This window comes from Sphingobium sp. EM0848 (assembly GCF_013375555.1).
In the GTDB taxonomy this organism is placed as follows: domain Bacteria; phylum Pseudomonadota; class Alphaproteobacteria; order Sphingomonadales; family Sphingomonadaceae; genus Sphingobium.
In genome coordinates this window covers 236373-259465 of record NZ_JABXWB010000003.1, presented here as the reverse complement: position 1 = coordinate 259465, position 23093 = coordinate 236373, and the positions used below count along the sequence as shown (strand labels likewise).

The following is a 23093-nucleotide window of genomic DNA, read 5'->3' as shown; positions in this document are numbered from 1 at the left end:
CGCCGGGGACACGTCCCCGGCGCCGCTTCCTAACGACGGCCCCAGAGGCCGCGAGTGGTTTTGACAGGCTGTCCTGCCGCCTTGAGGTCAATCAGTGTTTCAATCGCCTTCGTCGCTGCGGCTAGGGGCAGGATCAACGGTACCCCGTCGATCTCTCTGACCCCCGCGGCCTCACCCACCAATACGGAAACCAGCCCGCAACTGATGATCAGGACGTCCGCGCCGTCGCGGATGCAACTCTGCGCGACAGGCTCAACGACCTCCATCAGCCGTTCGATCCGGCCTTCCAGAAACCAGCTGACGGCCTCATTCTCGGTCGTCGGGATGGCGCGTGCCGGAGCCGAGGATATGACACTATCCTCGAAGCCGTAGGACCGTATCATATCCTCAATGATCGGGACATGGCGCTGCCCGATGGTCATGACGGCAATGCGGCGTCCCACAAATTTTGCAAGAGCCAGTGAGCTTTCCGCCAGTCCGACAACAGGAATATCGAGCTTCTGGCGGGCGGGCCAGAGCGCGCTGTCGAAAAAGCAGGCGCTGACCAATCCATCCACTCCGCCAGCGACAACGGTCTTCATATTCTCAAAGATCACGTCGTCATTGTTGAACCGATCCGATAGGTTCGCGATAAGATCGGTGTCTCGCAAGCCCTTCACGGCCGGATACATGTCGAATTCTGTCTCCGGCCGCTTTACGTCGGTGATAACTTTACGAATTCGCGCCATTACTTGGCTGAAATGAGGATCGTCGACATCATAATCGACCGGAACCTGATAAGCGATCTTCATTGTTTAGTCCTTCGTTAGCAACGACCTAGGTCAATGCATGTGTAATCCGCCATTGATGTCGAGCGTAGTCCCCGTGACATAGGATGCGTCCTGTGAAACGAGGAAGGAGACGCCGGCGGCGATTTCCTTCGGATCTGCAAATCGTCCCATTGGCGTACCGTCGGCCAGGGCCGCGCGCGCCTCCTCGCTCGTCTTCTCAAAAAATATCGGTGTGCCTACAGCGCCGGGTGACAAAGCGTTCACCGTAATGTTATGAGCTGCAAGTTCATAGGCGGCCACGCGTGTCAGCCCCAAAACTGCTGCCTTGGTAGCGGCATAGGCCACGCCGGTGGGGTCGCCTGCCTGCTGGCCCGATCCAGAGGCAAAGGTTACGATCCGTGTATGCGACAAAGGGTTCACCAGCCGCTGGCTAGCGAATTTGCGTACGCAAAAGAACGTACCCGTGATGTTGAGCGCAAATGTCTTGTTCCAGATGGCCGTCGGAAACTGTGCTATGTTCGGAACATTCGCAGGATCGACGAAAATCGCACCTGCAACCACTACCAGAATGGCTGCGGGAGAGATTTGCTCAACGCGGTCCATGAGCGATTCGACCTGTGTGTCTTGTGTGACATCGATGGCGAACGCCTGATGGCCATCACCCGGCAGCGCGCGAACCACATTCTGCGCGCTCACATCGTCCAGGTCCGCCAGCATGATCCTGTAGCCATCTGCTGCCAGTCGCTCGGAAACGCTTTTGCCGATGCCGTTAGCGCCGCCAACTATGATCGCTGTCCTTGTTACTGTCACTCGACAACTCCGCACAGGCGTTCAAACATAAGCTTCGCTACCTTGTTCGCCATTATTCAACCAAGTTCAGACGACAGAATGACGGTGACAGTCCGTCGCAATCTCTTAGAGCCTACATCGTTGCGGAAAAATCGGCGGCGCAGGGCCTGAAGAGGAGCGCACGCCGATTACCGCTCTCCGCATCCAGATTAGAGGGCGAACGCGGCCTTCCAACCCTCAACCGTAACGCTACGTTCAAGTCGCGCAGTGTCGGAGGGATCGGTCAGTTCGAGGAGAAATTTACCCTCTACCCAAAGTTCAATAACGCTGAACCCTTCTTCACCTGGGATACGGACGCTGGGATATGCGGGCCAGCCCACCTCCTTAGCAATCTCTAGTATCTCTTCTTTCGGCATATCGACACAAACGCCGATGTGAACCTCGGAGTGCCGGGTGGGGGGCTCCGCACGCGCCCCAAGGATCACTTGGTCATCGTCGGGGGTCAGGACAGTCCCGCGGGGCGTGCATTCGAGCTGTATCGACTCGTCTTTCGACCAAACCATCCAGGCATCTGGCCCACCGGGCGGAAAGCGCGTCAGTTGACCGCCGAAGATGCGACTCAGTGTTTCCGCCGCCTTCTTCGGATCATCGGCCGGCATCGAACAGTGCTGAAATTTCATAATCCCACTCCTTGCATTGGTAGTTGGCGCTGGCGCAAACTGGGTTCCGTTCAGAAAATGACGTTATTCCCTTATAGGAACATGTTCGCATAAATGTACTCACCGTGAGCTCGCTGTCAAGGACAGCACGACGATCGTCAGTCTTGGCGCATTTGGCTCATTTAATCGCGGCAATCCCTGCGAACGCGCATATCTCGTCATTGTCGCTGGTGTCTCCCGTCACACCGATCGCGCCCAATGCCGTTCCGTCTTCAGCGGCAATGATAACCCCACCTGCGGCAGGCACAATGCCGTGAGGGGAGATCGGCCCCAGCGAGGCAATGAAAGTGGGGCGCTCCCCAGCCATTTCACCGATTAAGCGGCTTGAAACACCCATTGCCAGTGCCCCGCTTGCCTTGGCGATCGCAATTTGTGGGCGCAGCGTCGAGGAGCCATCCTGTCGTTGGAGGGAGATCAGATGGCCTCCTGGGTCTAATATCGCTACTGTCAGAGGCTTAAGGCCAAGTTCTGACCCTGTTTGCAATGCAGCGGCAATCGCGCGGTTCGCTTTCTCCAGCGTGGTGTGCATCGATTTTTTCCCTCCTTTCGGCTATTCGGTTGTCGGCAAAGGCTAGGGTCCTCTGGTGGCCCAATCGAAGAACTCGGTCCTAGTCGAGCGCTACGTAGGACTGGCGCAGGACCATAGACATGACCGGTTGCACGATGGGCACGACCCAGACTTCCACAGCCGGCGTCCAATGGACGGGGTGATCTTGTCGGTGCGAAAGCGTACGCCCAAGCCTCGGCGGGATGGCAACGGTCATCGGATCTTCACGGCCAAACGAGCGTCCTCTACCTGGGCTGGAAGCCAATGTATAACTGCTTGCGTCAGGATATTTTATACAATCCGCCGTCGACCACGATGGATTGTCCCGTGATGAACCCGGCATCTTCTCCCGCAAGGAAGACGACCGGCGCGGCAATATCGTTGGGCTGGGCAAAGCGCTTGATTGCCTGCATCTGCCAGCCCTCCGTCTTCCGATCCAGGGGCATGCCGGCTGTACCCGGCGTTTCGGTCAGCGCCGGAAGAACGGCGTTCACTGTGATGCCGTCAGCCGCGACGTCATTCGCCAGTCCCCGTACAAAACCGATCACGCCCATCTTGCTCGCGATATAATGACTTAGGCCCGGAGCGACCAAGCCAATCGAGTTGGACGAGATATTGATGAAGCGACCCCAACTACGCCGACGCATGAGCGGCAGGAACGCTTTGGCGCTGTAGAAGTGGGAATCAAGGTTGACCGACATCGTCTTTCGCCAAAGTACGTCGTCAACCTCATCAATTCCGGCGAAAGGATATATCCCCGCGTTGTTGACGATAATATCCGCACGCCCATAGGTGGTGTCCATCACCTTCGCGAGTTCGCGCCACTGATCATAGCTTGATACGTCCAATGTGCGTATCAAGGAATCGCCGCTAATCAATGCCGCCGTTTCCGTCGACGGCTCCAAGTCCGCCAAGACGACCGTGGCTCCGTGCGCCGAAAGTTTAACGGCAATTGCGCGGCCTATCCCCTTGGCCGCGCCCGTGACGACAGCGATCTTTCCAGCGAGGTTTTGTTCCATATCTTCTCCAGCTTTCTATGCGTTTGGGGCGTGGGCCGAACTGATGCCGGCTTGACAAATGGAGTGGCGTCTCACGCCGGTCGTGAAGAATGTTAGCGCGGCGACGGTCGGAGCACTCCACCATCGGGCCAATAAGGCACTATATGGTGGCGAGGCGCTGGCTGTGTGTACGCTTGCTATGCTGTGCCCCCTTCGCACTGATCCTCGCTAGCTGATAACTTGACACATCATCCGCTCGAAGTCCATAAGTACGAACAGGTTCTACGTGCGGAATATTTCTGCTCGCTGGCGCGATAGCTATCGCCCGAGCGGGAAGCTGTATCGGAACAGATAAAAAGAGCATCCGAGAGGTATGTGCCTTGGCTCATGAGATTATCATTGAAGCGGCTGATCAGCATTTTAGAGCCGAAAATTCTCTGGATCTGGAGGGGGTGGGATCGACATTTCATCCGAGCGCCACATTCGCTTTGCAGACCTTTACATTGCACATTTCCTCCATGGAAACGATCATGGAACTGCACCGCCGAATGTTTGCGCTGTTTCCCCAAAGGGTGTCCGAACCAAGAAAAACGCACGAATGGTACAAGAAGGGAGGGCTTAGCGCAGAGTGGGAATACACGCTGACGCAAGCATCCGGGACGCGGGTCAGGGCCAAACGAGTAACTATATTTGAGTTTTTGGACGGGCTCATCATATCGAAGCGATTGTTCATGGACGGGGCCTATTCGGATCTGCTGCGAGAAGCGCTTGGCAGTGATGTTCTGGCACTGCCGGGCGTTGAAAAACTGGGCAAGTAGAAGGGCCCGAATCCGTAGCCTGGCCTTTCTTTCAAGGCGCGAACTCGGGAAGGTGACAGATGGCAAACCTGACTAAAGAGCAGATGCTCGACATTCTATTGCGGCACGACGCTGCTGAGGCAAGGGGAGACCTGGATGCCGTTATGGCAACTGTGTCACCCAACCCATTTTACGAGTTCCATCCCGCCGGGATCACTCTCGATACGGTCGAAGCTGTGAGGGAACTATATCGTACCGCGTTGCCAGGCTATGTTCAATTGCTCGCAAATGCGAAACAGCTTGATTTCTGGACCAACGATACCAGTTGCGCGGCGGAATTCGAGTTTCTGATCCCTCTCGAATCGGGCGAGTACCATCGCGCACGGCTTTTCGTCATAATCGAGTTCGACGGCGATCTACTTCAGACGGAGCGTGGCTACATCGATTTTATCTTTGAGAAGCATCATTCAGCGGTTCTAGGTGAGGATTTGCTAACGTTCCCGGGCGTTCGCGTGATTAATGCGGCCACCAGACATTAATTAAGCGCGCCATTCGATATTGTCGGATCGAAGTTCGCGGAGCGGCGGCGGAGATTGCCTCGTTTTTTAGGGCTCAGTCCGGTAGGCGCGACGAACAGCAGAGATCGCCCCTAAGCCCAGTAAGCCCAGTAAGCCCAGTAAGCCCAGTAAGCCCAGTAAGCCCAGTAAGCCCAGTAAGCCCAGCAACATAAAAAGGAATGCCCATGTCAAGTTCGCAAGCTGCCAACAGCCCTCCGGGCTCGTCCCGCACGGCGCGCGCGCTCTGGTTCGAGGCTAAACGTGTTGCGGCGTTGCGGACGGAGCCGCTGCTCGCGCCAACCGCCAATCAGATACAAGTACGTGCCTTGCACTCGCTCGTGAGCGCGGGCACCGAACTTAGTCTCTATACGGGCAAAGGCGACCTCCCGATTGAGATGATCCCCACCAACGAGGGGACGCGGCCCTTCCCGATCAAATTTGGCTATCAGGTTGTCGGCGAAGTTATCGAGGCAGGGGCTGCAACGGACTTCGCTGTCGGAGATCTGGTTTATACCATGCAGCCGCATCAGGATCTGTTCAATATCGAGGCTATCTCTCCTTTCGTCACCAGAATTCCAAGAGGCTCTGATCCATTAAGGGCAGCTTTCTATGGTTTATTCCTGGTAGCGATGCACAGTTTTCTACAATGTCCGGTGCGGCCCGGTGAATGCGTGGTTGTGTCGGGTCTTGGCATCATAGGCCAGCTCGCCGCATTTATTGCACGAAAATCGGCGGGCAAGCTGGTTCTTGTCGCACCGCCTGGCGTAAAGACAGATATCGCCAAATGGATCGGTGCTGACGCGATCGTCGATCCTGAGGACGCCGCCGAGGCGATCGCCCAGTGCAGTGATGGCCGTGGTGCCGATCTATATGTCGAAACGAGCGGAGCACCCGCAGCTTTACAGACGGCGATCGAGAACACATGTGTTCTTGGGACAATCGCCGTTCCCGCTTGGTACGGGTCCGAAAGCGTGAATCTATCACTCTCTTCAGAATTTCACCTGCGGAGCCAGAAGCTGATTAGTATACAGGTTCTCCACGTTGATACTGGCTTGGACTGGAACTGGGAGCGACGAATGGCGGTCGCCGATCTTTTCCTGAAGCAGATCGATATCGAGACGCTTATCACCCATCGTTTTCCGTTCAGTGAAGCGCCCGAAGCCTATAAGCTCCTTGATGAGCAAGCGTCATCAGCACTTGGCGTCATTTTGGACTACCGCATTTAGAGTATCCGTTGTGACCAAGCCCGTGTTGACACCCCCCTTGTGGTTGGCTTTGAGGAGAGCGTTGGCGAGGATGATAAGTTTTCGCATGACCGCCGTGATGGCCACTTTGGCGGGTTTTCCGGCGGTGACGAGGGCTTGATATTATTGTTCATATCGGCGTCGAAGCGGGTGGCGACGATGGCTGGCATGTAGCGTGCTTGGGCACAGGATCGCGTGTCCGCTGCGGATGTGTCCGCGTCCACGGTGCTGGCCGCTGTGGCTGGCCTGCGGGGTGAGCCCGGCGAGGCCGGCAACCTGCTTGCTGTCAAGGTGCCCGAGTTCGGGCATTTTGCGAAGCATGTTGATGGCGATGAGTGCGCCGATGCCGGGGATCGAGACGAGGATGTCGAAGCGTGCGACCAGTTCGGGATCGTTATGCAGGCGGGTTTTCAGGGCTGAATCCATGGCAGCGGTCTGTCGGTCGATTGGGCGAAGCGTTGGGCGGCGTGACGCTTGAGCAATGGGGCGCGGCAGGCGTATTGGCAGTTCTTGGCGGCGGTGCGATTCTTGACCAGGGCGAGCCGGGCGATGTGAAGTTCCTTCATCTCGTTGATGGCTTAGCTGATGATCGCTCGCACTGGCAGGGTCAGCAGCGCGCCCATGCGGGCGAGCATGGCGGCGTCGATCGCATCGGTCTTGCGTGCGCGCCGGCGGCCTGGCCAAAACGCCGCGCTTGTCAAGGTTGACCTTTACACTCGGTAGATCGGCCTCGCCGATGCGGTGATGGTATGGCCCGGTCGGTTCGAAGACGACGCGAGCAATGGGCATGCTCGCCAAGCCTATGTGGGCGTGACTATGGGTACCAGCGGTCCTCCCAGCGACGATTTCGTCCGGAAGGTCCGGCGAACCCGCCGACCTTTATCGCGTCGCCAGACGGTGCCCTCTGGAAACCAGCAGAGGTCTGCGCCGTTGATCCGCCGTCCGCGCTGAACATCCCTTGTCAGGCGGAAACCCTAGACAGGAAATTCAGTATCACCTCATTCACTTCATCTGGACGCTCGATATGCGGGCAATGGCCGGTCCCATGCACTATGTGGAGCTCTGAGTCGGGGATTTTATCCGCAAGCTCCTTTTCCCAGCCCGGAAGACGAAGTCTGTCCTCGTCCCCGGCGATAACCAGGGTGGGCATATTGAGACGTTCGTATGGGGTGTCATCAGCGCGACCGAAAAACTCCCGTACTGGGACAGTCGGATTTTTGAAGCGGGCTGCCGCAATGGTTTCCCAAGCCCCAGGCCGGAGGCTCAATTCTACCCTTCGCCTCAAATATTCAGAGTCCTCACTCCATTTGGGATCGTTGAACATCGCTCGAAGCATTAATTTCATGCTATCCGCCGTGCCATCATAGCTCATCATTGCGCGGCGATGTTCATTATCGGGATTGAACCCCCCGCCTGCGATCAGGGTCAAGGAAGATATGCGATAAGCGCCTGGATCGCTGGCTACCGTTCGGGAAAAGAGGCCTGCGCCCATTGAATTGCCAATGACGTGGCTTTCTTCCAGTTCCATGATTTGCATGAAGCGGCGCATATGCGCCATCATTCGTGCCTGCCCCCCGCAGAAATCATATAATTTGTCCGTTTCGCCATAACCAAGCCAGTCCGGCGCAATCACCCTATAATGTTCCGCGAGCCTGGAAATTGTGAATTCCCAGCTAAGCTCCGCACAAGCCCCAAACTCGCCGCTATGCAGCAAAAGTACGGGCGACCCCTTACCCTCATCGTAATAATGCGTGCGGATACCGTCGATGTGCACAAATTTGCTGCTAAAGCTCACTGCTATCTCCCAATTACGTGTCATCACCATATTTCAGCTGTGGCGGCAGGTTGACGCGCGGCGTGAGCGCCCCCATGATATCGGGACCGATAGCCCAACATCGCCCTGCTGCACAACAATTATCTGTTCATACATTCGACCATGTTCTCCAGGTTGTACATTTTTCGACTCTGGAGAATCCCGGCTTCAACTACGCTTGGCCGCATGGTCCGCAGCGAGCGCTTCGCGAGGCTGAAGCGCAAGCCGGGTAAAAAATATCGTTTCTTCTCGAAGTTGACGGCTTGGCTGATCGCGGTGGAGGTTTGCGGTACCGCTGACTACTGGGCTCGCATGCTTACGGCGATGAGCCATGAAGTGCGACCGATCCCTTCTCGTTCGTGATATTCCACGCGCCGTCGACAATAGGGATGATGACTACATCGCCCACCATCCAGGTCAGATTTTGTACTTGTGCCATTGACCGGTTTCTTCACCAGTCGGCGCTACTGCGCCACAAACCCGCCGTCGACGGCGATGATCGAACCGTTCATAAAATCTGACGCCGATGAGGCCAAATAGAGTATCGTGCCCTGCAGTTCGCTGGGCTCGGCGATGCGTCCAGCCGGCGTGTGGCTTTCCATCAGGCGCACAAAATGGGGATCGTTCGTGCCCAATCCGGTCCGGTGAAAGCCTGGGCAGATCACATTGATCTGAACATTATGCGAAGCATATTCAAGCGCCATTTCGCGGGTCAGATTGACGACGGCGCCCTTGGTGGTGGTATAGCCGCCCGCATTCAGGAAGCCGCCACCTACCAGTCCCCATATGGACGAGATGTTGATGATCTTACCCTTGCGTCGGGAATGCATTCCCTTCAGTACTTCACGGGAGCAGTAGAATACGCTGTTCAGATTGATATTAAGCATCCGCTGCCAATCCTCTGTCGGATACTCGTGAATCATCCCCCGGAATGGCTCGCCAATACCCGCATTATTCACCAGGATATCGATGGGACCGACAGTCCTTTCCATCTCTGCAAATATGGCGGCGACTTGCCCCTCATCTGCAACATCTGCAGTGAACGAATGGGCTTGGCGACCGAGCGAGCGGACATGCGCCGCTGTTTCTTCCATTCCGGTGGGATTGATATCGACAAGTACGACATCAGCCCCGGCCTCCGCTAGAGCGTAGGAAGAGATCCGGCCCAGTCCGCTGCCGGCGCCAGTCACGACCGCGACCTGATGCGTCAGTCCGAAAATGTCGTTAAGCAATGACATGTTGGTCTTCTTAACAGTTGATCAGGTCTGACAAAGACTCACCGCGCTCGTTCTCACAGCTGGTCAGGTAATCGTCGAAGTTCGCTTTTCGCGTCCAGTTCCAATAATCCGACACCTCAAATGGAAGATTCGATACGACGTTCCCGCTGGCGCTCTTGTACCAGCTCGTCACATGCGGGCTGGCAATCGCTAACCCGGCGGCCTCTCTGCGATACCGCTCGACATATTCGGTATAGATTTCAGGACGGCACTCGATCGTATCCCAGCCATTCTCGATCATGCCTTGTACCGCGTCCATGATATAGCGGCTGTTGCATTCAGCCAGAAATATGACGTTGAATACGGCAGTGCCTGGTCCAAAGACCATGAACATATTTGGGAAATTGGGTACTGCTATGCCGAGATAGGCACGCGCATCCTCACCCCAGAAGTCGCTCAGCACCACGCCGCCCTTGCCCACGATCCGCATCGGGTACATGAAGCGCGTCGCCTGGAAGCCCGTCGCGTAAATAATGATGTCGACATCGAGGTGACGCCCGTCGGCCATGACGATGCCCGTTTCGTCAAGCGCCGCGAGGTTCCCGGTCACGAGCTCTGAGTTATCCCTCTTCAGGCTACGCAGATAGCTGCCATTATTGGGCATGATGCGCGTGGCGAATGGCGGATATTTGGGCGTGAGCTTTTCCAGCAGATCAGGGCGATCGTCAAGTTCGCCTTTCAGATAATCTGTCAGCCGCTCGCGTACCTGGTCGTTTAGCGCGCTGACTGATCGCTCCTGATGCGGCCAGGAGGGGTCGATCGCGGCGGCGATCTTCAGACCGTACAGCGAGCGGGACGAATAGCGCGCGCGATACCAATGCGAGTAGAAAGGTACATGTCCAAGCAGCCACTTCATACCCGGCGCGATTTCCGCCAGATGATTGGGCGATGGCAGCAGCCAATGGGCGGTCCGCTGCACTACAAAAAGCTGATCCGCCTTTTCCGCAATTTCCGGGATGGCCTGGATCGCACTCGCGGCAGTGCCGACGACCGCGACCCGCTTGCCTTCATAGGAAATGGAACGGTCGTAGGCGCCGGTATGGCAAGCGATGCCCCCGAAGCGCTCAGCACCGGGCAAGTCAGGGATTTTGGGCCGGCTGAGTTGGCCAACGGCAGGAATGAACGCCTTGGTGACGATCATATCAACCGATCCATCCTCCCGACACACGCTGACATGCCAGGTCGACTCCTCCTCCGACCAGACGGCTTCAGTGACTTCGCTGTTGAACTGAACTTTGCTGAGGATGTTGTATTTCTGCGCGATGCCCTGAAAATACTCCAAAATGCGGTCGCGCTCGGAAAAATGGTGCGGCCAGTCAGACCGTCTTTCGAAGGAATAGCTGTAGAAATAATTGGGCACGTCGCACCGACAGCCGGGATAGCTGTTCAGCAGCCAAGTCCCCCCGACATCGCTGTTCTTCTCGATGATAACATAGGGAATGCCCGCTTCCTGCAGGCGGATCGCCATCAGCATCCCTGACATGCCTGCACCGACAACTAGGGCATGGAAATCCCCCGCCTTTTCCTTCAGCGCAGCGGGCCATTCGCGCAGCGCGATCGGGCGATCGTCGATCCGGGCATCGGCCAGCAGCATCGGTAGATAGGAATCGGGCACCGCGTCGCCCGCCACCAGGCGCATCATCTTCAGGAGGGCGTCGCTATCGAACGGCGGCAAGGCCGGCGACCCGCGGTCACGATAGTCCTTGAGCAGCTCGAGCGCCTGGGCGCGCACGGCTTCTCGCTGCTCCTCTGTCAGGCCATCATTATCGACCGGCCCAAAAGGTGCAGCGGCAGGGCGAATTCCGCTGTCCCACAATCGTAAATCCCCGACCAAATGCGACATGGAAGCCATGAGCGCGGGCATCGACGCCTCGCGCAATGCGTCGGCGATGAACGCGTCACTTTCAGTGATGGGATGAAGCTCTGCGCCATTCGACATTAGATCACCTCTCTTGATGGGTGGAAGGACGAAAATTGGTCCGGTCTAGCGGCCAATCCGCCCAATTGGTTTCCGCGCGAAGCAATCATATGGGAACATTCCGCGGCCATCATTCCGCCGATGATACGATTGCGGAAGCCGCCCTTAGCAGCTGCTCGGCCAAAGGCACCGCCATCATGTCGCAATTCTCGTTGACCTGCGATGCCGACGATGCGCCCACGATGGGCAAGGTCACACCAGGCCGGCTGGCTAGCCATTGCAGCGCCAGATGCGGCAACGAGACATCATGTTCCGCGCAAAGCATCTTCAGTCGCTCCAGCCGTGCCCAGTTGCGCGCCGTGAAGAACCGCTGTTCGAAGCGATTAACGGCCTTGCTCCGCAAACTGCCCGCGACCGGCAGCTCGGCCGTATATTTGCCCGTAAGCAGGCCGCCGGCCAGCGGAAAGAACGGCGCGAAGGCCATGCCCTTTTCCAGCGCGATCATTGGAAGCATCTTCTCCTCGACGGCGCGCTCCAGCAGATTATATTCCGCTTGCACCAGCATCGGGCCGGCAACAGCCATTGAAGCAGCGGTAGCCAGAAGTGCGCGCAGTTGCGATGGCGCGTGGTTCGATACGCCGTAGCCGCCGACCTTTCCCGCCCGCATGGCCCGATCGATCACGCCCAGCGTCTCCGCTAGCGGTGTGGCTTCATCAGGAAAATGGATCAGCCAGATATCGATCTGTTCCCGGCGCAGCCGTCGCAGGCTCTGATCCAGTACGATGTCGGCGAGCGCGGCTGAAGCGGCGCCGGTTCCCGCGTTTGCCAATGACGGATGGCCGAATTTAGTGATGATCCTGCTCGACTTCGGGTCGGGCGGCAGCCAACGTCCAAGCTCTTCCTCGGAACAGCCACCCGCATAGCTGGCAGCCGTGTCAAACAGCGTTACGCCCCGATCGAGGGCAGTAAACACAATCTCCCGCGCCTGTGCGCCATCGATATGGCCCAGCGTGTTGCAGCCGAGCGCCATCGCACAAGCGGTTAAATTAAAGGCGCTGTGGTGCGTGATTCAAATCTCCAGACGGTTGCACCGTCATATAGTAACCAGGGCTATAGACTTGCATGGCCTGCCGCCCGCGACTGCCAGCATGTTTTAAGCTTGCGCAACTGAGGCTCACAGACTATTCTGTACACATATGGGATTGTATTCTAGCTTAGGAACATTTGCAATGGGTGATGAGTGGAACAAATTGCAACCTTTCCGTCGATGCCGTTGACCCGCAAGAGACCTGACCGCTCACGCAATATAAATTGATGAAGCCAGCAAAAATCTGGCCGATGGAGATGGCTTGCAATCGACCAAGCACACAAGATGAAAGCGACGCTTAAAATCAACTTGGCCGGTGAGTTGGCTGGGAACGCCGCCTCGACTATCTGACGCACAACTTATGGTTCCGGGGCATATCTTTCCTCAAAAATCAATGTAGCGGGGCGTTGCCCTGCTTTACAGAAACAGGGACTTGAAGCGATGACTTCCTACACCGTGCCAGCGGTCATGCGTCAGTATCATAGCCGCTTTATCGAGATCGATGGCATCCGCACCCATTATCTGGACGCTGGCGACGGTCCGCCATTGGTGATGCTTCACAGCGGGGAATTTGGCGGCAACGCCGAACTATGCTGGGAATATCTGATCCCGCTCCTTGCGCCGCATTTCCGAATCATCGCACCAGACTGGCTCGGATTCGGCGAAACGGCGAAGGTCCACGACTTTGAAAGCAAGCGCGCGCGGATGTTCTGGCATATCGCTCGCTTCGTCGAAGTGATGGCGCTCGATAAGGCGCATTTTGTGGGGAACTCGATGGGCGGCACATTCCTGCTGCAAATGGCAAGCGAACAGCCATGCCGCCTTCCCATTGATCGCATGGTTTCCATCAGCGGCGGCGGCTTCGTGCCCGCCAATGCGTATCGCCAGCGACTGCTCGACTATGACGGCAGCGAAGCGTCGATGGCGGAGGTGCTGGAGGCCATTTTCGAAAATCCGGTCTGGTATCGCGATCCGGCCTATATCAAGCGGCGTCACGCGATCAGCATCGCGCCAGGCGCATGGGAAAGCGTCGCCGCAGCCCGTTTCCGGTCGCCCGCCGCGCCTCCGCGCAGCGATTTCGGCAATGTGGACACGACTCCCTACAGCAACATCACCGCGCCGACGCTCATTATCGCCGGCGCGCGCGACAAGCTGCGCCTGCCCGGCTACGCCGATGAACTTGTCAACCAGATCCCCGGCGCCCAACTCGCCCTCTTGGAAGATGGAGGCCATTGTCCGAACATCGAGCAGCCCGAAGAGATTGCGGCGCTGATGCTGCAATTTCTTTTAGACCAACCATCCAACCATCAGGAATCAAGCCTATGACCATTCTCGTTCTTGGCGGCACCGGAAATGTCGGCAGTCATCTGGTAAGGAATCTGCTCGATCAGGGACAGTCGGTTCGGGTACTGGTGCGCAACGCGGATCGCGCCAGCCTTGTGCCAGCTGACGCCGAAGCGGTGGTGGCCGATGTCGTCGGCGATCCCGATGGCGCTCGCACTGTGTTCAACGGCATAGAAGCGGTGTTCATGTTGAACGCTGCGACGACTTATGAAACTGTCGAAGGCCTGTTGGTGGTCGCCATGGCGAAAGCCGCCGGCGTGCAGCGTTTCGTCTATCAATCGACGCATAGTATCGGACATCTGCACCACCTTCCCCATCTGGGTTCCAAGCTGGCGATTGAGGCGGCGGTCAAAACGTCGGGAATGATCCACACCATCATCAGTCCCAATCACTTTTTTCAGAATGACGAATATTCGCGCTATGCACTGATGAACCACAGCATCTACCTGAACCCCATCGGCGATGTGGGCTGCTGGCGCGTCGACGTACGCGACATCGCAGATGCTGCGGCGAAGATCCTCACATCGGACGGCCATGGCGGAAAAAATTACGCCCTCATCGGCCCTGAGAATCTCAACGGTCCGCAATGCGCCGAAACCTGGGCGCGGGCGCTGGGCCGGCCCATAAGATATGAAGACGACACCAGCCAGTGGCAGGCGGTCGTAAAGCCCTATCTCGCGCCATGGGTGGTCGATGATCTGGGCGCCATGTTCGAGGAAATCAAGATTCACGGTATGCTTGGCAATGCGGAGGAGCTGGAAATCCTCACCCAATTGCTCGGCCGCCCTCCCCGCAGCCATGTCGACTATGTCGCGGAATGCGCCGCGCAATGGCAGGAAGCGGTCAGCGCCTGATATTATTCCCCAAGGCACATTCCTGCAATGAGCGAGGCAAGTATGAACGACAACAAAGCGGTCGTCACCGCCTTTCTGGCGGCTGTTTCCGCCAAAGGCATGATGGAAGCTGTCCGCGAATATGGAAGCGATGATTTTTGCTGGTGGATCTGCGGCATGGGCGACGTAACGCCGCAGCTCCCCCATTTGAGCGCCGCCTTTCAAAAGATCTTCGACGGACGCGGGATGGTCATCACGCCGCTGCGCTTGATCGGTGAGGGCGATTATGTCGCGGTTGAGTCCCTGACCGACTGTAGGCTGCATAATGGCGACGAATATAAGAACACCATCTCCCACTGGATAACCCTGTCGGACTCGAAGATCGTGCGCATAGCGGAATATTTCGACAGCGCCTATGGCCAGAAGGTCATTGGTGCTGCTTTGGGGGAAGCGCTCGCCGAGCTGCATTGAACCCGCGCAAACAAGGCAAAAGGGAGGACGAACATGGCGGACCGGCTGGCAGGGAAAGTTGCGGTCATAACCGGCGCGGCAACAGGATTGGGACAAGGCGCTGCCTTGCTCTTCGCCAGGGAAGGAGCGACGGTCGTGGCCACCGACTTGGACCAGGCGGGCCTGGGGGAGACGGTTAAGCGCGCAAAGGCCGATGGCACGACCATAGAGGCTGTCAGCATCGATCTGACCGGTGAAGCAGGCGCAAAGGCCTTGATGGACGCTGTCATAGCCAGGCATGGGCGCATCGACAGCCTCGTCACCGCGGCCGGCTTCGTCGAATTCGCTCCAGTCGGCGACATGTCCCTTTCCCAATGGCAAAGGACGATGAAAGGCGAACTGGACATCGTCTTCTTGCCGGTGACGGCAGCCTGGCCGCACATGGTGGCGCAGGGCGGCGGTGCCATTGTCAATTTCGCTTCGTTGGCGGCCTGGAACGCCACGCCCTCCCTGGGGGCCGCCGCTCACGCCGCGGGCAAGGGCGGCATCCTGTCCTTCACACGACAGCTCGCCCTTGAAGGAGCCTCGCATGGCATCCGTGCCAACACCGTCTCCCCCGGCGCCATTCAAACCGCATCGGCGCAGCTGGCCTTCGATCATGTGCCCGGCTTCAAGGATGCAACCCTGAACAAATCCATGATCCGCAGGCATGGAACGGCCGAGGACGTCGCCTGGGCGCTCGTCTATCTTTGCTCGGACGAGGCAAGTTGGGTCACTGGCACCGACCTGACCGTGGACGGCGGCGCAAGCGCCTGGTGACGACCGCACAGCATCAGGATGCGCCAGGCATGTGCATCCGATACTCCCGGGGCGTCATGCCTGTCACGCGCCTGAACGCATGGCTGAAGCTCGACACATCGCCATAGCCGACCTGCAACGATACCTCCGACACCGGAAGCGCAGTCGTGCGCAAAAGCTGCCGCGCGCGATCAATCCGCGCCTCATTGGCGAGGTCGCGAAATTGCAAATGGCGCTCTTGCAATGCCCGTTGCAGAGCCCGGGGTGACTTGCCCAGACGTTTTGCGACCGCGGGAAGAGCAAGCATATCGGGGAAGGACGCAACGAGAATGCGCGCAACATGCCCTCCGATATCCTCGTCCAGCTCCAATTGTGCAATGCTTTCGCGGGTTCTGGCCAGATAGGACCGGTAAAGAAGTTCATTGGCGTGGGGCAAGGGCCGATTCAACAACTCGGGAGCCCAGAGCCAGCGCGTCTTTGGCGCACCGAACGTAAGTGGTGCCCGGATGAAGGAGAATAAGCCTGAATAGGCTTGCGGAAATTCAAGTTCGACGGCCGTCAAGGGGAATGCCCCGCCCCAAATGTGATCAAGCGACCGGGTCGCGAGGGCTACATCGCGGCAAACGGTGAAATGCTTCAGATCATCCGGCACCTCGTCCAGGGACATTTCCATCCCCGCCTGCCCCCGCTCTACTCGCACCGAAGCAAAGGTGGAGAAGGTGAATTCCAATTCGCTCAGATGAACGATATCGAGCATATCCTTCAGACAGGGAGCGCTGAGCATCGCCAGCCCGATATTGTCCAGTGTCAGGAGGTTATACCGCGATCCGGCGGCGATCCAGAATTCGGGCCGGTCTACCGTCATCGTCGCGAACGCACGCTGGAATCGCAACTCCTGACCGCCGGAAAGAGTGGCGTCCAGAGTTTCAGCAACCTCCGGCGAAAGATCGGCCGCGCGAAACGCGGCGGCGCTGTCCAGGCCGGCGCTACGGAGAATATCCGCCATGATCCTGACGCTGACATTGGACAGGCTGATCTTGTGATAGGTCTCCCGCCGCATATAATCCTCGCCTGGCGCAAAATAACAAATATCTGGCGGTTTTGCTTATAGGTCAATCGGTTCTTACAATGCAAAATGCTCGCCTCCGCATGAGTGGCGGCAATGACGATGCTTTGCATCGGGATAAATCGTAAAGAGGATGTGCGATGCACGACGTAAGTTTTGAAGCAACCGACTTTAGCTGGTTCAACCCGTTCGATACATCATACATCCACGATCCCTATCCGACGGTGAAGCGGATCCATGCCACAGCGCCTGTATTTTTCTACGAGCCATTGGCGCTTTGGATCGTCAGCAAATATAACGACGTCAAGACTGTGCTGAAGGACGCCGACACATTTTCGAGCAAGGTTTTTGGCTTCTTGCCACCCCCGGCTGACCTCGCCCCGCACGTACGAGACTTTACCGATCACGAACTGCTTTTGAGCATGGATCGGCCCGAACATAACGTGCTGCGCCAGCCGCTTGCCAGTGTATTCACGCACAAACTGGTGTCGGATCTGGAACCCGCAGTCCGGGAGCAAGCGCGCCGGCTGATCGATGGCTTCATCGCCAATGGTCGGTGTGAGCTGATGAGCGAGTATAGCTACCCGCTCGCACTATCGACCATTGTCAAGACTTTCGGCGCTCCAGACGAGCATAGTGCTCTGTTTCGTGGATGGAGCGACGACTTCATGACTATGCTGTCGGTTCGCCGCTCTCCGCAAGAAGAGCCTGCGGCTGCGCACCCAATGTCGCCGGAAGACCTGCGCAAGCACTGGACAAACCTGTTGAAGGCCAAAAGCTATTTCAAGGAATATGTGTCCAGGCTGCGGCAGGCGCCCGGAACCGACGTTTTTTCGACGCTGCTGGCACTAAAGGATGCCAACGGCGACTACCAGGTTTCCGATGCCACCGCCGTTGTCAACATTCCGAATTTGATCGCGGCCGGGCATGATACGACCGCCAACATCATCAGTCAGGCGATCATTCTGCTGAATGATAATCCCGAGCAGCGGCGCCGGCTCCAGGACGATCCGTCGCTGATATCGCAGTTGATCGAGGAAACCCTTCGCATGAGGGGCTCCGCGCTGGGCCTGCTTCGCCGCGTAAAACAGGATGTGGTCATCAGGGGGATCGACATCCCTGCCGGATCGATCGTCTACGCAATGTTAAACGGCGCAGGGATGGATGCCGACCAGTTCGACAATCCAGGCACGTTCGATCTGTCCCGGGCAAATGCCGGTCAGCATCTCGCCTTCGGCTTTGGTCGTCACAATTGCATCGGCAGTCAGTTGGCGAGAATGCAGGCCCGTGTCGCGCTCAGCGAACTGCTCATCCGTCTGCCCGATTTCCGCCTGACGCCGTCTCAGCCAGTCACCTATGCGCCCGGCCTTCCGCTGCGGTTCACGACATCAGTGCCGCTGGAATGGTGAGGCGCGGCGGTTATCCCGGCGTCGGCGGAACGACGGGCTCCAGATCCCAGAATTGCTGTTGCCAATATCGTCCGCCCCCCGCGCAATCATCGGCTCGCATCCTATTCGTAGCGGAGTCCTTTTGCCGCCAGCGTCTCCCGCATCTGATAGATGTCGAGCCCCAGTTCACCGGCCGCCAGCCGGGCACGCTTGGTCTCCTCATTCTTGTCGCGAGTTTGGGCGGCGACTAGCACCGACGCTGCCTCCCCGCGCTTGACAACGCATACGCCATCATCATCCGCGACGATGACATCGCCCGGCTCGATCGCTGCGCCGGCACAGACGATGGGAATATTGACCGATCCCAATGTGGCCTTGACAGTGCCTTGCGCGCAGATTGTCTTAGACCAGACCGGGAATCCCATCGCGGTAAGGTCGCGAACGTCTCTGACCCCGGCGTTGATCACCAGGCCGCGACATCCCCGCGCCAACGCCGACGTCGCCAGCAGGTCGCCGAAATATCCATCATCGCAGGGGCTGGTGGGCTGCAGAACCAATATGTCGCCTGGCTGCAATAGCTCGATCGCCACATGAAGCATCCAGTTATCGCCAGGCGGGGCCGAAATTGTGACGGCCGACCCGGCGATCCGCGCCCCCGCGTAGATGGGCCGGATGGTGCTCGCCAACAGGCCGGTACGGCCCTGCGCTTCATGAACCGTGGAGACCCCGGCCGCAGCAAGCCCGTCGATCACGGCTGCCTCCGCGCGTCGAATATCCCGCACTACGCATCCTGACTTCACGATCAGATCCTCCGTACAGCCCGCCTTAACGCGGATCGGTGATGGTCACGCGGATCGTTCCGACTCCCTTGATCTCCCCGACGACCTCGTCGCCAGGAACGACCGGCCCGACGCCAGCGGGAGTGCCGGTGTAGATCAGGTCACCCGCAACGAGGGCATATTGCCTCGAAAGCTGAGAAACGATTTCGGCCGAGTTCCAGATCATGTCGGAGATGTCAGCCTTCTGGCGGATTTCGTCGTTGACGCGGAGCGACAAGGCGCCCTTGTCCGGCAAAAACCCTTCCTTCAACGGAACAATTGCGCCGATCGGAGCCGATGCGTCGAACGACTTTCCGATCTCCCACGGGCGGCCGGTCTTGCGGGCCTGGATCTGCACGTCGCGACGGGTCAGGTCGATCCCGGCAGCGATGCCGAAGATATGGTTCGCCGCATCCTCGACTGCGATTTCTACGCCGCCCTTGCCAATGGCCAGGACCAGCTCGATCTCATACTGGAAATCCTTCGTAAACGGCGGATAGGCAACGGCAGCGCCATCCTCAACAATCGCATCCGCAGGCTTCTGAAAGAAGAAAGGGTTTTCGCGTTCATCGGCCCCCATCTCGCGAATATGCTCGGCATAATTCCGGCCAACGCAATAGATACGACGCACGGGAAAACGTTTGTCTTCACCCTGAATGGCGACGCTGACCACCGGCGGGGCGTCAAAAATATACTCGTCATTACGCATTGCCGCGCATCTCCCGAAAGATATCTAGTTTTTCCTGAATGACCCGATCAGAATAGCTGAACAACACCGCATCCTGATCGGCCGAAAGGGTGAAAGGAACCCAGCTCGGCACGACAAAATGATCCCTTGGTTCAAAATCGAAGCACGCGTCGCCGATCACCACGCTGCCCGCACCTTCTACGACCGAGAAGACAGTTCCTGCGGTGGATTTGTACGGGGAGGTCGTGAATCCCTTGGGAACAAGCTGGATGGCCGTCGTGAGCGTTGGCATCGCCGGACCGCCGTTAACGGGATTGATATACAGCATCTTATACGCGTGATGGAGGTCGGGATCGCGTGAGCGGGACATACGGTCGAGCGCGTCCCGGCTGATCCGATAGGGATAGTTGAAAAGCGGCGACGTCAGCGTTTCCTGCTTATAATCGACAGGCAGAAGGTTGCATCCCGCTTCGGCGAAGGATGCGCCCTGCTCCCGCGTGATCGCCTGCTCCTTACCGTCATAGGACTCACGGAAACTGGCGCTCAAAATGTTGACCACGTGCATGTCCAGCCCGTCGAGCCACACCATTGGATTTGGCGACGGGTTGCCATGATCATGCCACGTCCACGACGGCGTAATGACGAAATCGCCCGGCTCCATCATTGTCTTTTCTCCAGCGACCGCAGTGTAGGCCCCGCTTCCTTCAACGATAAAACGTAGTGCGGATGCGACATGACGATGCGCCGGCGCGATCTCGCCAGGCAGGATGATCTGCAGGCCGGCAAACAGGCTGGGGGTGATACGCGACTGGCCCCGCAATCCCGGATTCTCCAGGACCAACACCCTGCGCTCGGCCTCCTCGGTCGAAATGATGTCACACGCCTCCATCAAATAGGGCTTGATGGCGGCATAGCTCCAATGCGCAGGAAGCGCGTTCGGCCGGGGTTGATCGGTTACGAGGCCGTGAAGAACGCGCCATAAGGGCGCGAGATTCTGCGCGATAGCCTTCTCGTAAAACGGCATCCGACCCGCTTCGGCTTCCCGGTTGACGGTCGACACGATCCCGTCGTCCTGCGGAACATTACTGGAAGTCATGAGGTCACAAATTCCTTCTTAGAAACTTGTTCTCATATGTACACTTCATTTAGGAGCTGTCAAGCCGCCGCGAGAATTTGTCAAAGATGCAGGCTGCTGTTGTACGACCGGGATTGTGAGATGCCCTTCCCCTCATATACAAGGGTCGCGAACTCATGCGAGACGACGAGACGAACAGAATGACAGCAGAACATAATACTCAGGTTAAGTCGGCCGATCGAGTGCTCGACCTTTTCGAGCTTCTATCGAGGTCCAGCCGGGGGGTGTCCCACAGCAACATCGCGGACAGACTTGGCATCCCAAAAAGCAGCCTTACCCCCCTGCTCCGCAACATGGTCCTGCGCGGTTATGTTATCCTTGGCGCGGATGGACGCTCCTATCAACTCGGCCCGCAGCTACTGAAGCTCGTCCGTATCGGTCGCATCGCAAGCGATCTGGCGAAGGAAGCGACATCGTTTCTCCAGCAGGCGACCCGCGAGATCGGAGAAACCAGCGCTTTCAACCAGCTCCACGATGATCAGCAGGAAGTCGTAGCGACGGTCACGGGCCGTCATCGCCTGACCACCCATATGAAGGTCGGCGAGGTCGCGCCCCTTTATGCCACGTCGGGTGGCAAGGCCATGCTCGCGATGATGCCAGAGGATTACAGGAACGAGTATCACAAGCGGGTGCAGCTGGAACGGTCAACGGAATCCACGATCGTTCAGCGTGCCGCTCTGGAAAAACAGCTCGAGGAAATTAGAAAAACCGGTGTTGCTTATTCGTTCGAGGAATGGACTTCTGGAATCGTGGGGGTGGGGGTCGCTGTACTCGGTCCAGACGACTTCCCGATCGGATCGATCAACTTTGCGATCCCCGCCGCCCGTTACACCGAAGAACTCGGAAAAAACGCCGCGCGCGCGCTCAAGCGGTGCGCGGCGGACATGGGGCGGCTGTTCGACGATTTTAAGGGGGGCTTTGCTAAGCTTAGCGATTGATCCCGCCCCTCATAGAAAAAATGTTGCTGTGGCGGTCTCGTAACACTTGGCGCAATTCTGATGGGGTTCCGCTTCCGTGCCCATTTTCCACACAATGATGACTGATTGAGCGCTGTTTGCATATGTAACTTAGTACAAGTACGAGCAACCAGGTCATCACAAGCGGTAGCGCCCCCGTCGATCCGGATGTCCACGCCCGTCACCCACTGTGACTCGTCAGACGCGAGATACCGCGCCGCATAAGCGACATCATCCGGCTCGCCGAAGCGATCCAGGAGGGTCTTCTCGCGGATCGCCTCTTCAAATCCAGGTACGGCGTCAAAGGCCATCCTTGTCGCCGGGGTGACGATCAGTCCCGGCGAGAGCGAGTTGGCGCGGATCTTGTGCGGCGCTCCTTCCACGGCCATCTGCCGGGTCATGGCCAGCACACCACCCTTGCCTGTGGCATGGGCAATCTGCGGCAGCACTTTCACGCCACCCCAGGCGGCTACTGATGCGAAGTTGATGATCGATCCTCCGCCACGTGCAACCAGGTGGGGCCAAGCGGCCCGTACGGGGAGGAAGACGATGTCTAACTGTCTGGTTGCGACACATCTTCGGTCGGAACCCCGGCACGAACGCCGCTGTTCACCTCGGCCTTCTTCACCCACTCCAGTAGCGTGTAGGCCGAACAGCCGATCTTCTCGGCAATCGCTGTCGCTGCCGCCCAGCGAGACGGATGCTCCTTCTCGTGATCGAGAACCATCCTCACGGCCCGCTCACGAACCTCGGGCGCAAACTTGTTCGTCGTCTTGCTCATTGACCCTTCCTCTCAGGAGTTGGGGTCTCCGGCAATGCCGGGGCGGTTCAATGGACCTGGGTGACATCCTCCATAAATGCCGCCGTCTGCGCTTCATCCAGCAGGTCGACCGGCACGCGACCGTCAATGGAAAGTCCTTCTGCCTTGGCCAGCTCCAGCGTCTCATCGACAGCCAATCACCTGAGTCCCTTCGCGGGCGAACATCAGCGCGCAGCCCGACCGACCGCTTCCGCTACCAAAACCTGTGACGACTGCGACTTTACCTGCCAACCGTCCACTCTTTTTAGGCTCTCCTATAAACGATGACATGAAATCCAACT

The 23093-nt window shown here is 57.9% G+C and carries 26 protein-coding genes and 1 pseudogene; 10 read left to right on the top strand and 17 right to left on the bottom strand.

The genetic code is table 11. The features are described from left to right. Positions 1–29 precede the first annotated feature (29 nt). The 5 genes from HUK73_RS17360 to HUK73_RS17340 form a co-directional block, all read right to left on the bottom strand. Complete coding sequence (locus HUK73_RS17360; protein WP_176593255.1) at positions 30–791, bottom strand: aspartate/glutamate racemase family protein; 762 nt, start codon at positions 789–791, stop codon at positions 30–32. Between the two features lie 30 nt (positions 792–821). Further along, positions 822–1580, bottom strand: coding sequence for an SDR family NAD(P)-dependent oxidoreductase (locus HUK73_RS17355; protein WP_336952326.1), 759 nt, complete (start codon positions 1578–1580; stop codon positions 822–824). Between the two features lie 188 nt (positions 1581–1768). After that, positions 1769–2239 (bottom strand): hypothetical protein, encoded by a 471-nt coding sequence (locus tag HUK73_RS17350; protein WP_176593253.1) that lies wholly within the window; start codon positions 2237–2239, stop codon positions 1769–1771. A 157-nt stretch (positions 2240–2396) separates the two neighbouring features. Next, entirely contained in the window at positions 2397–2807 is a 411-nt protein-coding gene (locus HUK73_RS17345; RefSeq protein WP_176593252.1) for a heme-binding protein, read from the bottom strand. A gap of 299 nt (positions 2808–3106) precedes the next feature. Next, entirely contained in the window at positions 3107–3844 is a 738-nt protein-coding gene (locus HUK73_RS17340) for an SDR family NAD(P)-dependent oxidoreductase (RefSeq protein WP_176593251.1), read from the bottom strand. A gap of 359 nt (positions 3845–4203) precedes the next feature. Between HUK73_RS17340 and HUK73_RS17335 the strand changes: the two genes are divergently transcribed. From HUK73_RS17335 to HUK73_RS17325, 3 genes are all read left to right on the top strand, one after another. After that, positions 4204–4641, top strand: coding sequence for a nuclear transport factor 2 family protein (locus tag HUK73_RS17335; protein ID WP_176593250.1), 438 nt, complete (start codon positions 4204–4206; stop codon positions 4639–4641). 59 nt (positions 4642–4700) lie between these two features. Further along, a complete protein-coding gene (locus tag HUK73_RS17330) occupies positions 4701–5159 on the top strand; it encodes a hypothetical protein (RefSeq protein WP_176593249.1) in 459 nt (152 codons plus the stop codon). 203 nt (positions 5160–5362) lie between these two features. Next, positions 5363–6403 carry a zinc-binding alcohol dehydrogenase gene (locus tag HUK73_RS17325; protein WP_176593248.1) on the top strand — a complete coding sequence of 347 codons (1041 nt, stop codon included), beginning with the start codon at positions 5363–5365 and terminating at the stop codon, positions 6401–6403. Between the two features lie 141 nt (positions 6404–6544). Here the strand turns inward: HUK73_RS17325 and HUK73_RS17320 are convergent, their stop codons facing one another. Next, entirely contained in the window at positions 6545–6847 is a 303-nt protein-coding gene (locus HUK73_RS17320) for a transposase (RefSeq protein WP_176593247.1), read from the bottom strand. Between the two features lie 32 nt (positions 6848–6879). Here HUK73_RS17320 and HUK73_RS17315 point away from each other — a divergent pair, with 32 nt between their 5' ends. Beyond that, positions 6880–7128 carry a hypothetical protein gene (locus HUK73_RS17315; RefSeq protein WP_176593246.1) on the top strand — a complete coding sequence of 83 codons (249 nt, stop codon included), beginning with the start codon at positions 6880–6882 and terminating at the stop codon, positions 7126–7128. Positions 7129–7382: 254 nt separating this feature from the next. On the opposite strand, the gene HUK73_RS17310 is transcribed toward HUK73_RS17315, so the two are convergent. The 4 genes from HUK73_RS17310 to HUK73_RS17295 all read right to left on the bottom strand — a co-directional run bounded on the left by HUK73_RS17310 (position 7383) and on the right by HUK73_RS17295 (position 12459). Beyond that, a complete protein-coding gene (locus tag HUK73_RS17310) occupies positions 7383–8216 on the bottom strand; it encodes an alpha/beta fold hydrolase (RefSeq protein ID WP_176593245.1) in 834 nt (277 codons plus the stop codon). 482 nt (positions 8217–8698) lie between these two features. Next, positions 8699–9472 (bottom strand): SDR family NAD(P)-dependent oxidoreductase, encoded by a 774-nt coding sequence (locus HUK73_RS17305; protein WP_176593244.1) that lies wholly within the window; start codon positions 9470–9472, stop codon positions 8699–8701. A gap of 10 nt (positions 9473–9482) precedes the next feature. Further along, complete coding sequence (locus HUK73_RS17300; protein ID WP_176593243.1) at positions 9483–11450, bottom strand: NAD(P)/FAD-dependent oxidoreductase; 1968 nt, start codon at positions 11448–11450, stop codon at positions 9483–9485. 109 nt (positions 11451–11559) lie between these two features. Beyond that, positions 11560–12459, bottom strand: a complete 900-nt coding sequence (locus HUK73_RS17295) for an aldo/keto reductase (protein WP_176593242.1) — start codon at positions 12457–12459, stop codon at positions 11560–11562. 498 nt (positions 12460–12957) lie between these two features. Between HUK73_RS17295 and HUK73_RS17290 the strand changes: the two genes are divergently transcribed. From HUK73_RS17290 to HUK73_RS17275, 4 genes are read left to right on the top strand one after another with little or no spacing between them, the layout of a single operon-like run. Then, on the top strand, positions 12958–13842 hold the full coding sequence (locus tag HUK73_RS17290; RefSeq protein WP_176593241.1) for an alpha/beta fold hydrolase: 885 nt from the start codon (positions 12958–12960) through the stop codon (positions 13840–13842). Beyond that, positions 13839–14714: an SDR family oxidoreductase gene (locus HUK73_RS17285; RefSeq protein WP_176593240.1), complete on the top strand. Its 876-nt coding sequence runs from the start codon at positions 13839–13841 to the stop codon at positions 14712–14714. The genes HUK73_RS17290 and HUK73_RS17285 overlap by 4 nt, the downstream gene beginning before the upstream one ends. 42 nt (positions 14715–14756) lie before the next feature. Further along, complete coding sequence (locus HUK73_RS17280; protein WP_176593239.1) at positions 14757–15164, top strand: nuclear transport factor 2 family protein; 408 nt, start codon at positions 14757–14759, stop codon at positions 15162–15164. Between the two features lie 33 nt (positions 15165–15197). Continuing rightward, complete coding sequence (locus tag HUK73_RS17275) at positions 15198–15962, top strand: SDR family NAD(P)-dependent oxidoreductase (protein ID WP_176593238.1); 765 nt, start codon at positions 15198–15200, stop codon at positions 15960–15962. A 13-nt stretch (positions 15963–15975) separates the two neighbouring features. Here HUK73_RS17275 and HUK73_RS17270 read toward each other — a convergent pair whose 3' ends face one another. Further along, on the bottom strand, positions 15976–17001 hold the full coding sequence (locus HUK73_RS17270) for an AraC family transcriptional regulator (protein ID WP_176593237.1): 1026 nt from the start codon (positions 16999–17001) through the stop codon (positions 15976–15978). Positions 17002–17147: 146 nt separating this feature from the next. On the opposite strand from HUK73_RS17270, the gene HUK73_RS17265 reads away from it, so the two are divergent. Further along, entirely contained in the window at positions 17148–18416 is a 1269-nt protein-coding gene (locus HUK73_RS17265; RefSeq protein WP_176593236.1) for a cytochrome P450, read from the top strand. A gap of 101 nt (positions 18417–18517) precedes the next feature. Here HUK73_RS17265 and HUK73_RS17260 read toward each other — a convergent pair whose 3' ends face one another. The 3 genes from HUK73_RS17260 to gtdA are packed head-to-tail and all read right to left on the bottom strand — an operon-like array spanning position 18518 to position 20997. Beyond that, positions 18518–19195, bottom strand: a complete 678-nt coding sequence (locus HUK73_RS17260; protein ID WP_369805550.1) for a 4-carboxy-4-hydroxy-2-oxoadipate aldolase/oxaloacetate decarboxylase — start codon at positions 19193–19195, stop codon at positions 18518–18520. Positions 19196–19220: 25 nt separating this feature from the next. Beyond that, positions 19221–19922 (bottom strand): fumarylacetoacetate hydrolase family protein, encoded by a 702-nt coding sequence (locus tag HUK73_RS17255; protein ID WP_176593235.1) that lies wholly within the window; start codon positions 19920–19922, stop codon positions 19221–19223. Beyond that, positions 19915–20997, bottom strand: a complete 1083-nt coding sequence (gene gtdA, locus HUK73_RS17250) for a gentisate 1,2-dioxygenase (RefSeq protein WP_255325971.1) — start codon at positions 20995–20997, stop codon at positions 19915–19917. Before gtdA ends, HUK73_RS17255 begins: the two co-directional genes overlap by 8 nt. 155 nt (positions 20998–21152) lie before the next feature. Here gtdA and HUK73_RS17245 point away from each other — a divergent pair, with 155 nt between their 5' ends. Beyond that, positions 21153–21974, top strand: coding sequence for an IclR family transcriptional regulator (locus tag HUK73_RS17245; RefSeq protein ID WP_176593234.1), 822 nt, complete (start codon positions 21153–21155; stop codon positions 21972–21974). On the opposite strand, the gene HUK73_RS26890 is transcribed toward HUK73_RS17245, so the two are convergent. The 3 genes and pseudogenes from HUK73_RS26890 to HUK73_RS26885 all read right to left on the bottom strand — a co-directional run bounded on the left by HUK73_RS26890 (position 21863) and on the right by HUK73_RS26885 (position 22949). Beyond that, complete coding sequence (locus tag HUK73_RS26890) at positions 21863–22624, bottom strand: SDR family NAD(P)-dependent oxidoreductase (RefSeq protein ID WP_369805548.1); 762 nt, start codon at positions 22622–22624, stop codon at positions 21863–21865. The two genes, HUK73_RS17245 and HUK73_RS26890, sit on opposite strands and share 112 nt — an antisense overlap. Beyond that, a pseudogene (locus HUK73_RS17235) lies at positions 22567–22773 on the bottom strand (IS3 family transposase); the annotation flags it as partial. The gene HUK73_RS26890 and the pseudogene HUK73_RS17235, both read right to left, overlap by 58 nt. Positions 22774–22820: 47 nt before the next feature. Then, positions 22821–22949: a hypothetical protein gene (locus HUK73_RS26885; protein ID WP_255326403.1), complete on the bottom strand. Its 129-nt coding sequence runs from the start codon at positions 22947–22949 to the stop codon at positions 22821–22823. Between the last annotated feature and the right edge of the window lie 144 nt (positions 22950–23093).

Coding starts and splice junctions, on each gene's coding strand:
- HUK73_RS17340 (WP_176593251.1), bottom strand. CDS start 3,844: ATGGAACAAAACCTCGCTGGAAAGATCGCTGTCGTCACGGGCGCGGCC.
- HUK73_RS17325 (WP_176593248.1), top strand. CDS start 5,363: ATGTCAAGTTCGCAAGCTGCCAACAGCCCTCCGGGCTCGTCCCGCACG.
- HUK73_RS17295 (WP_176593242.1), bottom strand. CDS start 12,459: ATGGCGCTCGGCTGCAACACGCTGGGCCATATCGATGGCGCACAGGCG.
- HUK73_RS17330 (WP_176593249.1), top strand. CDS start 4,701: ATGGCAAACCTGACTAAAGAGCAGATGCTCGACATTCTATTGCGGCAC.
- HUK73_RS17280 (WP_176593239.1), top strand. CDS start 14,757: ATGAACGACAACAAAGCGGTCGTCACCGCCTTTCTGGCGGCTGTTTCC.
- HUK73_RS17270 (WP_176593237.1), bottom strand. CDS start 17,001: ATGCGGCGGGAGACCTATCACAAGATCAGCCTGTCCAATGTCAGCGTC.
- HUK73_RS17305 (WP_176593244.1), bottom strand. CDS start 9,472: ATGTCATTGCTTAACGACATTTTCGGACTGACGCATCAGGTCGCGGTC.
- HUK73_RS17360 (WP_176593255.1), bottom strand. CDS start 791: ATGAAGATCGCTTATCAGGTTCCGGTCGATTATGATGTCGACGATCCT.
- HUK73_RS17300 (WP_176593243.1), bottom strand. CDS start 11,450: ATGTCGAATGGCGCAGAGCTTCATCCCATCACTGAAAGTGACGCGTTC.
- HUK73_RS17345 (WP_176593252.1), bottom strand. CDS start 2,807: ATGCACACCACGCTGGAGAAAGCGAACCGCGCGATTGCCGCTGCATTG.
- HUK73_RS17265 (WP_176593236.1), top strand. CDS start 17,148: ATGCACGACGTAAGTTTTGAAGCAACCGACTTTAGCTGGTTCAACCCG.
- HUK73_RS17290 (WP_176593241.1), top strand. CDS start 12,958: ATGACTTCCTACACCGTGCCAGCGGTCATGCGTCAGTATCATAGCCGC.
- HUK73_RS17255 (WP_176593235.1), bottom strand. CDS start 19,922: ATGCGTAATGACGAGTATATTTTTGACGCCCCGCCGGTGGTCAGCGTC.
- HUK73_RS17285 (WP_176593240.1), top strand. CDS start 13,839: ATGACCATTCTCGTTCTTGGCGGCACCGGAAATGTCGGCAGTCATCTG.
- HUK73_RS17350 (WP_176593253.1), bottom strand. CDS start 2,239: ATGAAATTTCAGCACTGTTCGATGCCGGCCGATGATCCGAAGAAGGCG.
- HUK73_RS17320 (WP_176593247.1), bottom strand. CDS start 6,847: ATGGATTCAGCCCTGAAAACCCGCCTGCATAACGATCCCGAACTGGTC.
- HUK73_RS17275 (WP_176593238.1), top strand. CDS start 15,198: ATGGCGGACCGGCTGGCAGGGAAAGTTGCGGTCATAACCGGCGCGGCA.
- gtdA (WP_255325971.1), bottom strand. CDS start 20,997: ATGACTTCCAGTAATGTTCCGCAGGACGACGGGATCGTGTCGACCGTC.
- HUK73_RS17245 (WP_176593234.1), top strand. CDS start 21,153: ATGCGAGACGACGAGACGAACAGAATGACAGCAGAACATAATACTCAG.